The sequence below is a fragment of the Infirmifilum sp. genome, from assembly GCF_049970975.1.
Taxonomy (GTDB): domain Archaea; phylum Thermoproteota; class Thermoprotei; order Thermofilales; family Thermofilaceae; genus Thermofilum; species Thermofilum uzonense.
In genome coordinates, this window is the sequence record NZ_JBMFLX010000039.1 from 1 (window position 1) to 12169 (window position 12169).

Below are 12169 nucleotides of genomic sequence, written 5' to 3' on the forward strand. Positions count from 1 at the left end.
GTTCTCCAATAGAGTCTACCAAGCTGACCCGTGAAGTAGATAGACCTGTACCCCTTTTCTCTTACAATGATTGAAGGATTATTTGTTGTGGATGGAAGCGGTGGGGGTGACCTTGCCATTCTCGTATTTATGGCCATGCTTGCCGCGTGGAGACCTATATAGCTTGTAGACTCAGCCACTCTAAGGGTTTATTCAGCGTATGCCAGGCTATACCTGGTTTTATCCTCCTATCCCTCCACACGTGGTAATTTTAAAAAGAAACTTCAGTTGTATAGGTCTACAATGCTAAGGGGACTCTGACAAGAACGTCGATATTTTACCCATAATCCATTGTCTTAAGCTGTTCTGCAGTTTGTCGAAGTAGGAAGACGCTTCGGATGGATTCATCCTTGAGAGCCTGGCTTGAACTTGAGCTAAATACTCTGGGTTTAACTCGACAAGGCTTCCACTCCAAGGGTCCTGCACTTTTATATGGTTGCTTAGACTCTGGATTACTTCCTGTGCCTTGATCGGGTTGTTTTCCTGCGCAATCTTCTGGAAAAGCTTTTTGAGACTCGCCTGGACTTCTTCTTCGAGGAAAACTTTTTCGTAGAGCTGTAAAGCTAGGCTGCTGTAGTTTTGTGTTTCAGGTTTCAGTGAGTAGTTGAATATTTCTTGGTTGCCTAGGTATTTGATAGTCGATGATAGATAATCGATCTTGTGGTTAGATGCGTTTGTATCGGAGAAATTAACAGGTATGTAGTCTGTGTATGTTAGGAACGATTTCTGGCCGTCTCTTGAGAGGAACCAAAGTATTAGTTTTTCGACGTAGACCTTTTTACCTGTTTCGAGTGCCGCTAAAGTCAAGGGCTCATAATTAGTTTCCTTTATGAACATGAGGTCGGCATCTCCTCCGCTTAAAATGTAGGCTGAGAAGGCGTTGTCGTTATTTCCTATAGTCAAGGGATAGATTCCGAGTGCTACCTGGGCAGCGGCATCATTAGCCCTCTCTGTAACTGTTGATAGACCAGCTAGGACGATTAGTATTTGGAGTCCTCTCTCCCACCCATGGATCTCAAGGGTTTTAGAGAGTAGATATTGTGTAGGAGTGTTAGCTGAAGGTTTAGGCATTATGATTGTAAGTTTGATTGCCTCCGAAGGATTAGCAGTGAAAAAGTCATAGATGTTTGAAAGACTGTTTATCTCGGGTAGGCCTAGCTCATTCAGCATCTTCTTGTTAACGATGATGGAGTTCACCCTGAAAGCCACAGTAACGTACTTGCCATTGCGATCCACGAATACGGGTGGAACCCTATTTATTATCGTCTTGTTTAGCACTGAAAGCATCGAAGCGTGCTCTCTCAAATAATGGATCGAGTCAGGTTGTATCAGCATAAGTCCATCGACGGATCTATTGCCCGAGGTTAGAGTACTCAGTCTTACAAAGGTGATGTTGCTTATACCTATCTCTTTGGCTGGAGGAGGAGGATAGGCCCAGGCTGGGTATATTGGTGGTTTAACAAGCAACCAAAATCTCAGATTACTCGTGAATGAGAGCGAGAGATCTGTTGCTATAGAGATGTGTTCCCCGGTTAGAACCGTAAGAAAAGACTTTTCATAGATTTCTTTAAGCCTTAGGTACTCAATGTATGCGTAAATAAATAATCCTATGAAAATTGCGATAATCGCCACAAGTATAAGGACTCGAAGTCTCAACGAGGCTTCACCTCAGGATCATATACATAGTTCTCGAGAACCTCGTTCTCGTGAATAATGTGTTTCAAGACTATAGCACTAGGCCTAATCCTTCGACGCTTAGTCACATAATCAATCTCTACGAGACCAAACCTTGGTCTGAACCCTGAAGCCCACTCGTAGTTGTCTGTAAGTGCCCAGTGCAGATAGCCTTTCACATCAACCCCTTCCCGGATGGCTTTGAAGACAGATCTTACATGCTCAAAAATGTACTGATGCCTAATACTGTCTTCCGCATCAGCTACACCGTTCTCGGTAATTATCATAGGGAGCATGTACTCCTTCCAGAGCTTTAACAAGATCTTGTAGAGCCCCTCAGGGTAAAACTCCCAACCTATATCGCTACATACGCGGTCGGCTAGTGATTTCCTCGCACCACACGAGAATCCCAGGCCCTTAACGTACCTGTATCCGAGCGAGTTCTTTGCCTCGTCGACAACGTGCCTGCTATAATAGTTCACTCCTAGCCAGTCAATGTGGTTCCTGAGGTCTTTCCGAGGCGAAGGATAGAAGAAAGATTGTCCCCTGGTTAGTGAGTCCAGGACTCCTTTTTGCCAGAGTTCCTCGGCTCTATTAGTAGCTTTAATGGCCTCCTCTGTATCAGACTTGGGTTCAAACCATATTATTGCATGTATGAGGCCTACAGGTTTCCTGGAATACTGCTTGACGGCATCATAGGCACGGGCAACTGCCTCTATCAGGTTTCGCGCCGCGTTCATCATGTATTCACGGTTTATGATACCAGGAGGAAACCCTGTACCGAAATAGCCCCCCATGTATACAACGTTCGGCTCATTCATTATGCTCCAGTAATCGACTATTTCATCAAAGACGTGAGCCATGTAAGCGGCGAACTTGGCGAACTCTACAATTGTATCTTTTGAAAGCCAGCCCGAGGGCGCGTGGAGGGGTCCGTACCTTCGCACCATCAGGGGGTCGTGAAGCCACGTCGGCATGGTCCAGTGGTATAGGTTTAGAATGAGTAGCTTATCGCGGTTTTTCCAGTCGGAGAGGAGCTCCCTGTATCTCTTGACGGCTTGCTTATTTGAGAGTTCGTCTAACTGCTTTATGGCGGTATCTGTTATCTCGATGAACTCTATCCCACCCTCACTGCTCTGCTGAACATGTACTTTCACACCCCTAGTGTCCCTCGGGAATATCCTGCTCCACTCGACCCCAATACGGGCAGCGTCCATGCTTAGGAACTCGGCTATGTTGTGATCCACTTTGTAGAGATCCCAGTACCCTGTACCGTTCTCGGGCAGGTCTCCGCTAACCAGGCCTGAGGCTATGTTATCGCCATCGTGAACCCATACCCACCAATCAGAATTAGGATCCTCGCTTCCCGGAATCCCCATCTCAAACTGGAACCCGGACTCAGAGAAACCAAAGAAGAATTTTTCTTTACCTTTCAAGTCAGTCACCCTCGATGTTGCCTTGGACAATTGAATGGGTACCGGAAACCTTCAAGGCTGCAAGCCCGTTACCGCTTAAGACGTTTCCTTGGAAGATATTATAGTCGCTACTCCCATCCTCGTAGATACCGAATCCTTGTGTCTTTTGTCCTGGTGGGGAAAAGTCGTATATGAAGACGCCTTGAATCAACACGTTCCTTGAGTCCTTTAGGTATATCCCGGAGTACTTTAAAGGAGATCCGATACTGTTGTTTATTATTCGGCCTCCGATGATCCTTACATCACGACAATTTATAAGCTCGAGACCGTTCCCACGCATCCCTGCTATTTCCACGTCTATGAAAGCTATGTTTATGCAGTTTGTGAATCTGGAAGTCTCGGGCCTCATGTCTATTCCCTCAAGGTTACAGTGTACGAAACGCTTGTGCTGAACATAGCCTCCCTGAGTGTTATACGCCAAGACGCTGTACTTACCGCTGTTAAAACAGTGAATGTTATTGAACTCCATCACACCGTCCGCAGTGTCTTCCAGGACAATACACGCATTACCGGAGTTTGCAATATTAGACTCCTTGACGTATAGCACGTTACCATATCCCTTAACAACAAGCCCGTTATTGGACATGTCGTGGACGTGAACGCCCGATATTATTATCCCCCAAAAGTCCTTGGGAGGCATACCTCCCTCAATGATGATGCCGTCGTAATGACTGAACAGTTCGAGGTTAGCTATCCGAATAGTAAAACCATGTTTTTTTATTCTTAGGAGGGCTCCACTCCTGCTTTCCTTAGAGCCCCTTATTATAAGACCCGATATTTCAACATATGAAGAATCCTCGCTTATCACTATGCCATCACTGTTAGCTGGGAAGACAAGTGTTGGAAAACCATTTCCTTTCAAGGAAATTTTCGAGCCAAGCGTCAGTGGTTTCGTAAGTGTGTACGTTCCTGGGTTAACTATGATAGAGCCGCCCGTGGGGGCGAGTAGCTTCACAGCGTGTTCAAATACCTCGTCGGCGCTCCTGCTCCGGATGATAACGTTGCCCTTTACCCAGTCGAAGAGCAGGTAGCCTGTTTTTTCCTCTGTTATTCCTAATATCATACTTCTATTCACCTCTTCAATATTTATATAACTTTGTCTAGGATAAATATTATAAAAATAATTTATTTTAGAATGTAAATCAAAGTACGTAGTTAAAATAAGTAATGTTAATAATATAAATAAGATAAATATGAGCGGAATTGTAAACCTGTCTTCCTGTGACTTCATCGCACCACCCTTGGAAGACTGCTGATAAGAGTTCTAGTGTATTCTTCTCGGGGCTGTGACACTATTTCTTCGGGTGAACCTTCTTCAACTATTCTCCCCTTGTACAAGACGATCATCCTGGTAGCCACGTGGTAGGCAAGGCCAATATCATGGGTGATAAAGATCATTGATGAATCGGTAGCTTGGACGAGGTCCACGAGCAGCTTTAATATTAGTGCCCTTAGTGAAGGGTCAACCATGGAAACAGGCTCGTCGGATATGATAAGTTTAGGCTTGATAAGGTACAGCCTTGCTACTATAAGTCTTTGCTTTTGTCCTCCTGAGAGCTGATGCGGATATCTCCCTAGGACTTCTTGCGGGTTTAAGCCAACGCTCTTAACGGCTTCAAGGATACTTTTCTTTCCCTCCTCGCTCGAAGGATCTATTCCATTTAGCTTCAGCGCGATTTCAAGTACCCTGTCCACTTTATGGAATGGGTTGAAGACAGCGTAGGGATCTTGCAAGATTATGTTTAGGTTCCTGTAGAACCATTTAATGTCCTCCTTTTCCCGTATATCCTTCCATACGTTTTTGCCTAGAAAGACGACGTCCCCCGATGTCGGAGGCTCTATCCTAGCTATTATCTTAGCTAGGGTTGTTTTCCCTGACCCGCTCTCGCCCACAATGCTTATTATCTCTCCCTGGGAAACTCTCAAGTTGACACGATCGAGTGCTTTAACTTGTGTAGTCCTGACGAAGCCAGATTCATAGATCTTTGTTATATTCCGGGCATCAAGAACTACTCCCATATCTCTCACCGTACATCAAACAAGCAACATAATGATTGGGTCTCACTTCAACTAGTTCAGGTATAACCTCCCTGCATACACTCCTCGCAAATGGGCATCGTGGGTGGAATCTACAACCGGGTGGAGGATTGGATAGATCTGGAAACTCGCCGGGGACCCATTTAAGTTTTCCCCTCTCCACTCCTTTTTCAATGGTGACGAGTGATTCAAGTAGGAGTCGTGTGTAGGGGTGTAGAGGGTTTCTCGCTATCTCTGCAGAGGGACCTATCTCAACAATTTTCCCGGCATACATGACCGCTATCCTGTCGGCGACTTCAAAGACTGCTGGTACATCATGAGATATGAATACGACCGAACTTACAAGTCCGACGTCGCGGATCTGTTTAAGCGTCTCGAGAACTGTTTTAGCTACGACGACGTCCAGGGCAGCTATTATCTCGTCAGCTATAAGGATGTCAGGGTTTAAAAGTGAGGACATAGCTAGGACGACTCGCTGTTTCATACCGCCACTAAGCTCGAAGAAGTACTTGTTGAGCGTTTCAGGCGGAAGCTTAAGCTTCTCGAATATCTCGCTTAAGTGGGCAACGACTTCTTCCTTAGTCTTGACTATACCGTGAGATTCGAAAATATCCCTCGCAATCTTCCATAGCTTATGAGCGGGGGGTAGGGCAACCATTGCCGTTTGAGGGGCGATGGCTATCCTGCTCCCGAATACGTGGTTTTGCAGATACTCGTAAGTCTTTGTGGACAGTTCTATAATGCCTTCCTCCTCATCGTGAAATGTTACCTTACCTTCAAGGAATCTTAGAGGGGGGCGTATGTTCATCATCATAACTTCGGCAAGGGTTGATTTTCCCGAGCCACTCTCACCTATTATTCCTAGAATCTCCCCATTATAGACCTTCAGCGAGACTCCATCAACTGCCTTTACGGCTCTTTCCACTCCACGGTGAGTTATGTAATAGTATGCCCGAACATTGTCCAGCTCCAAGAGGATCTTTCCGTTGAGAGTCATAGTGATTACACCTCGGCTATACCAACCTCTCTTAGCCTGGGATTGAAAACGGGTTCGAGTGATGTTGCTAGTACCTGTAGAGAGGTTACTGTAGCCGTTATTATGATTCCGGGAGGAATAAACATCCAGTATAATCCCCTTCTTATGGCGTCTAGGGTTCCAGCCCAGTAAAGGAGTGATCCAAGGGATATTGTCCTGAGGGCTCCCACACCTATGAAGGAAAGAGCTGTTTCCATCCATATACCAGACCCGAGAAATGAGGCAAAGTTCACAACTATGAACACCATAATGTTGGGCAATATGTCCTCTAAGAGTATCCTCCAAGAGCTCAGTGCCGAGACGCGGCTGAGAATTATGAAGTCGCTGTTAAGCAGGCTTTTTATCTGTCCTCTTATTCCTCTCGCGTAGCCTGGCCAAAGAAATATGCTCATTATCACTGCGAGTATCTCGACTGTCCTATTGGGTATGTATGCTGTGACTATTATCAGCACGAAGCCTGAGGGTATTGTGAGGAGCATATTGGTCAAGCCGTCAACAATGCTGTCGAGCCATCCGCCAAAGTATCCTGCGAGAGACCCGAGAAGGGTTCCGAGAAAGGTTGAGACTACCGCAACTAGGAAGCCGATGTATAGTGAGGTTCTTATGCCGTATAGAAGTTGTGCTAGAATGTCTCGTCCAAACCTATCTGTTCCCAGCGGATGGGACCAACATGGAGGAAGCTGGATGGGAAACCCCATGTAGTAGGGATCTACAGGGTAAAGTATTGGTCCTAACAATCCAGTTAGCAGTATAGCGGTGAAGACAGTGAAAGCTATCAAGAAACGCTTGTTACGCTTGAAGAGATATGTTATTGTCTCCATATAGACGTTCCTACCGCTCATCTTCTACACCCTTGCCCTGGGGTCGAGAGCCAGGCGTAGCAAGTCTACTATGAAATTTGATAGAAATACGAAGCCCACGATTAGTACAAAGAATCCTTGGATAAGCGGGTAGTCCAGAGAGCCTAGCGCCGCGCTGACAAAGTAGCCTATTCCGGGATAACTGAAGACCGTCTCTACGAAGAGGTTTCCTACAACTACTCCACCCATAGCGACGCCAAGCCCTACGAGCTGGGGGATCATGGCGTAGCGCATGACATACCTGAAGATTATGCTGTCCTTTACCCCCATGCTCCGCAGATAGTTCACGTATTCGCTTTCAAGCTCGGATGAAACCAGGGCCCGCATGTTGCCAGTCCAGCCCGCGGTCCATATTATGAAGAGCGTTACAAATGGAAGTGTATAGTGCCACAGAAAGTCGGATATAAATGCCCATGAGAGAGAAGGGGTTATTCCCGGTGAGAGGGCTCCACCCGATGGGAATAACTTGAGCGTGAAGGAGAATGTGAAGATCATGAGGAGGGCAAGCCAGTAGGATGGAATATTGGAGATTATAAACGAGAAACTCATGAATATTTTCTCTATTCTTTTTCCACGCTTATAGCCTATATAGGCTCCTAGGAGGGTTCCCACTGTCCATGAAAGCAGGATTGAGGGGACTAACAGTGCTAGGGTCCATGGAATAGCGCGCATAAAGATCTCAACGACCTTGGCTGGATAGAACGAGATAGATGTTCCCAGGTCTCCAGAGAAGGTCCGTACTAGGAAATCCATGTACTGCCACCATAACGGCATACCTACACCGTACTCTCTTAGAAGACGGATCTCGTAGGCCTTCAGCGTTTCAGGATAAAGCATGTACTGTTGGTAAAGGCTTTGAAGATAGTTCCAGGCGGGGTTCTGAGGGATAAGTCGGGGTAAAATGAAGATGATTGATATCGTGATCCAGTACGTCAAGATAAGCCAGGTTATCCTCTTTAGGAGGCTTATCAAAAATTTTCTACTTACAGCCAGGGAGGAAAAAAACATTTTTTAAACACCGGATTTTGTTATAAACCCTAGCTAGAAGTCTTTTTCGGCCGCTTTAAGTATAGGAGGGCTATGATAGCCACTAGTATTATGACTACTGCTAGTGCAACAATTAGCATCGTGTAGTCGGTAGGCTGTGCCGCAGGTGGTTGCTGTGGGGTAGGCTGCTGGGTTGTGGGAGCGGGAGCCTGCGTAGCGTTTTGTGGTGGAGGCTGTTGGGGCTGTGTTGAGGGCTGGGATTGTGGCTGCTGGGTAGTGGCCTTGCCTAGAGCTATTTGGACGTCAGGTAATGGGATGTAGAGGCCTCCCTGTGAAACCGGCTTAGCCCACGCTGGAACTGAGGGAGTTGCCCCTTTGGGTACGAGGGCTAAGATTACAGGAAGACCCGACGATGCTCCCGCCCAGGTCTCTCCCCAGAACGCGTTGGAGGCGTTGGGCCAGCCGACCCAGTATTTTGTGCTGTAGGCGTACCATATTGCGCCGTAGAAGAGCGGTACGGCAGGCATATCCTTATAGTAGAGCTCCTCCAGCTTACTATAGGCTTGCTTTATTGCTGTGGGATCACTGAGAGTGGGTATGACGTTTATAAGCTGGGCTGCCTGCGGGTTTGAGTAGTTCATCCAGGATGCTAGCCATGTCACCATAATTGATCTGAATGTGTTTAGCGGGTGCTCGGGTCCTGGACCTTCAGCTCCAGCCATCCAGAGGTCGATGTCTTGGCCCTTAGAGATCTTGTCGAAGTATACGCCTGCATCGTAGTAGACCACACTGGTCTTGAGGCCAATCTTGTTGAGGGAGTTCGCGATTATCTCTATTATAGCCATCCAGTCAGTCCAGCCTTGTGGAACTGAAGCCACCAGTTGAATGGGTTTGCCGTCGGGTGTAACGAAGTACCCGTCAGAGCCGATCTTATAACCAGCGTCGAGGAGAATCTGCTTGGCTTTCTGAGGGTCGTATGGTACTCTACAATTAGAGTTACCAAAGTACTTTACACAGAGATTGGTGTCGAGATAGCTTGCATAGCTCTTATAGACGTCGACTATGCCACATGCGGTTGACTGAACCGAGTAATTGTAATATCCTTTAGCGATGACGTCGTTATACGGGATGGCATACGCTATTGCCTTTCTCACGTTAGGATCTGCGAGAACGGGATTACGCATGTTGAAGCCTAGAATTATTGGGACTCCGGCTCGGAAGTAAGGAGGCTGTGAGCTCCAGGTTCCAATTCCGTATTTGAAGAGCTCGTTCACCCCCGCTATGAAGCCTGTCCACCAGTCGATCTCACCGTTCTGTAGTCTTCCTAGGGCCACGGTATTGTCCTTGCAGCCTAGGAAGACAAAGTACTTTGGCTTCGGGAGACCAAAGATGTCTTTACCCCACCAGTTGTCTATTCTTTCAAAGACAAGTGAGTTGTAGGGGTCAAAGGACTGTAGTTTGTATGGTCCTGAGACAACCATCTTGGCAGGGTCGTCGTTACGCCAGTTCTTCACGCCGTCGGCACCGCTCGAGTTGTAGATTCCCATGAGTACATGAGAGGGGTAGACCTCAGCTAGAAGTATCCCCAGTAGAGATGAAAGGCTGAGAGAGGGTGTGTCAGGCTTAGGTCCCTCGTCTACAAGGTAGGTGCTGTAGTCGAACACCTTGTCGCTTACTATCTTGATGTGCTTGTAGCAATCGACACAGGGACCGCTGGCAAGCTGTGTGGAAAGCCAAGAAGTGTAGTAAACGTCCTTGGCCGTGATAGGTTTTCCATCACTCCACTTCGCCTCTGGTCTGATGTAGATGCGCACGGTATACTTGTCGATTATCTCGAACTTCTGGGCTATAAAAGGCAGTAAAACGTTGTTGGCGCTGTCGTAGATGAATAGCGTGGGATACAGGAAGCCCATTCCAGGCTTACCGCCTTGGGGGTTGTAAGGGTTATAAGCTATAACTGCATCGTAAAAGCAAGAGGCGACATACTCATTTCGGCTGGGAATCGATTGAGGCTGAGATAATGCAGGCAATATCGTTGCAAGAGTTATTACAAGAAGTAAGATGACATTAATCGCTCTATGTTTCATGTTTTCACCTTTTACAGTATAATAATTGAAAAATCTACTTATAAATTTTGCTGCAATTTATAAATAAGAAGGTTTTTTATATGTTTATAATGGATACAAAGGTGATGTTTAAATATAAGGTTAGAGATAAAAATATAGATGGAGCTGCGCTTCAGCGATAATTTCAAGTGGGGGGTTTCAAGCTCTGGGTTTCAATTCGAGATGGGAGACAAGTACAGGCGCTACATAGATCCTAACAGTGACTGGTGGCACTGGGTGCGCGACGCCGATAACATTTCACGACAGCTTGTGAGCGGCGACTTGCCAGAAGACGGAGTAAACTATCTCGAGTTGTTTCGAGAAGATCATGCTTTGGCACGAGAAATTGGCTTGAACACTTACAGGCTTAATGTAGAGTGGAGCAGGATATTCCCGTACCCTACTTCTTTCATCGAAGTGGACGTTGAGCACGATGGGCTTGGCTTTGTAAAGGAAGTAAGGATTACGGATGAAACATTGTACCAGCTTGAAAAGATAGCTAATATGAACTATGTGTACTTGTATAGGGAAATAATACGGGATTTGAGATCCCGTGGTTTCAAGGTTATCCTGGCACTTTATCACTTCACACTGCCCTACTGGTTGCATAATCCTATACGGGCTCATCGGACAAACCTACAAGAGGGTCCCAAGGGGCTATTGGAGGATGTTTTCCCCGTTGAGTTTGCTAAGTACGCCTCGTTTGTCGCCTGGAAGTTTGGGGATCTTGTTGATACATGGGTTACATTTAATGAGCCTATTGTGCCGCTGGAACTTGGATATATTGGAGGCTATACGGGTTTCCCGCCTAGTGTAAACATGCCTAGTGTTTTGCCAAAGGTGTTCTCGAATATCGCAATAGCACATGCCCTCGCCTACTCGCTCATTAAGAGGTTTGATAAAGTGAAAGCAGATGTGGATTCAAGGGAGGCTGCTGAGGTGGGCCTTATACACAACATGATCCCGGCTTATCCGGATAGGGAGAGCCGAAACTCTGAGAGTGTCAGCCATTACTCTTATTTCCATAACGAGATGATATTAGAGTCTGTGGCTAAAGGAAAATTGGACCTCTACATTGACGGGAAAAATATCGTGAGGCCCGCTGCTCTGGGAAGTACCCTGGACTGGCTCGGGATAGACTATTATTCTCGAATAGTTATAAGGGAGAATAAGGAGAGATATAAAGAACATCCTCTCCTCGACTTCGAGGCTGTTGGGGGCTACGGCTTTGCATGTGAGCCGTTCGGCTTCTCGAAGTCTGGTCGAATATGTGACGGGATGGGGTGGGAGATGTATCCTGAGGGTATGATTGAAACACTTGAACTAGGCATGAAGTACACGTCTAATATCATTATTACTGAGAACGGTGTCTCTGATCCCTACGACGACATTCGTCCTCGCTATATAGTTAATCACCTATATGTCGTCCAGAGGGTTCTCGAGAACGGTTTTCCTGTTAAAGGTTACCTTCACTGGGCTTTGACCGATAATTATGAGTGGGAGAACGGGTTTGAACCAAAATTCGGCTTATACGAGGTAAACTTGTTAACGAAGGCTAGGAGGGCAAGGAAATCTGTACAATTATATAAGGATATTGTTCAAAATAACGCACTCCGCAATGAGTATTTGAGCATGCTCTTAAAGTTTGAAAGGGGTGATCTCTTGTGAAGACCATAGCTGTCGATGAAACCACCTGGAAGAAACTGAAGGAACTTAAAGACAGGCTTGGATTGCAGAGCTACAATGACTTGATAGCTACCCTTGTGGAGGAGTGGAAGCTCGCAAAGATAAAGGAACAAGTAAACGAGCTTGAATTTGACATTGATCCAAAAGATGCTATTTCATTTTTCAAGTCAAGGCAAAGCTCTCAGAGGAGGACGTGAGCCCAAAATGGAGGGGAAAGGATCTACCTCGCTCCTGCTTGACTCAACAGCCCTTGCAGTCCTTCATAGTAGA

10 protein-coding genes are annotated in these 12169 nt (G+C 46.4%); 2 read left to right on the forward strand and 8 right to left on the reverse strand.

Going from position 1 to position 12169, the window contains the following annotated elements:
• Window positions 1-285 precede the first annotated feature (285 nt).
• The 8 genes from ACP5KC_RS06620 to ACP5KC_RS06655 form a co-directional block, all read right to left on the reverse strand.
• On the reverse strand, window positions 286-1695 hold the full coding sequence (locus tag ACP5KC_RS06620) for an ABC transporter substrate-binding protein (protein WP_428287028.1): 1410 nt from the start codon (window positions 1693-1695) through the stop codon (window positions 286-288).
• Window positions 1692-3158, reverse strand: a complete 1467-nt coding sequence (bgaS, locus tag ACP5KC_RS06625) for a beta-galactosidase BgaS (protein ID WP_424738975.1) — start codon at window positions 3156-3158, stop codon at window positions 1692-1694. The genes ACP5KC_RS06620 and bgaS overlap by 4 nt, the downstream gene beginning before the upstream one ends.
• Entirely contained in the window at window positions 3151-4251 is a 1101-nt protein-coding gene (locus ACP5KC_RS06630; protein ID WP_428287029.1) for a right-handed parallel beta-helix repeat-containing protein, read from the reverse strand. Before ACP5KC_RS06630 ends, bgaS begins: the two co-directional genes overlap by 8 nt.
• Window positions 4252-4415: 164 nt before the next feature.
• Entirely contained in the window at window positions 4416-5207 is a 792-nt protein-coding gene (locus tag ACP5KC_RS06635; protein ID WP_424738980.1) for an ABC transporter ATP-binding protein, read from the reverse strand.
• Window positions 5191-6222 carry an ABC transporter ATP-binding protein gene (locus ACP5KC_RS06640; RefSeq protein ID WP_424738983.1) on the reverse strand — a complete coding sequence of 344 codons (1032 nt, stop codon included), beginning with the start codon at window positions 6220-6222 and terminating at the stop codon, window positions 5191-5193. Before ACP5KC_RS06640 ends, ACP5KC_RS06635 begins: the two co-directional genes overlap by 17 nt.
• A 5-nt stretch (window positions 6223-6227) precedes the next feature.
• Window positions 6228-7103, reverse strand: a complete 876-nt coding sequence (locus ACP5KC_RS06645) for an ABC transporter permease (protein ID WP_424738985.1) — start codon at window positions 7101-7103, stop codon at window positions 6228-6230.
• A gap of 3 nt (window positions 7104-7106) precedes the next feature.
• Window positions 7107-8093 (reverse strand): ABC transporter permease, encoded by a 987-nt coding sequence (locus tag ACP5KC_RS06650; protein ID WP_428287030.1) that lies wholly within the window; start codon window positions 8091-8093, stop codon window positions 7107-7109.
• A gap of 65 nt (window positions 8094-8158) precedes the next feature.
• Window positions 8159-10195, reverse strand: coding sequence for an ABC transporter substrate-binding protein (locus tag ACP5KC_RS06655; RefSeq protein ID WP_428287031.1), 2037 nt, complete (start codon window positions 10193-10195; stop codon window positions 8159-8161).
• Window positions 10196-10333: 138 nt separating this feature from the next.
• Here ACP5KC_RS06655 and ACP5KC_RS06660 point away from each other — a divergent pair, with 138 nt between their 5' ends.
• Window positions 10334-11881, forward strand: a complete 1548-nt coding sequence (locus ACP5KC_RS06660; RefSeq protein ID WP_424738992.1) for a family 1 glycosylhydrolase — start codon at window positions 10334-10336, stop codon at window positions 11879-11881.
• Window positions 11878-12096: a hypothetical protein gene (locus ACP5KC_RS06665; protein WP_424738995.1), complete on the forward strand. Its 219-nt coding sequence runs from the start codon at window positions 11878-11880 to the stop codon at window positions 12094-12096. Before ACP5KC_RS06660 ends, ACP5KC_RS06665 begins: the two co-directional genes overlap by 4 nt.
• The last annotated feature ends 73 nt before the right edge of the window (window positions 12097-12169 follow it).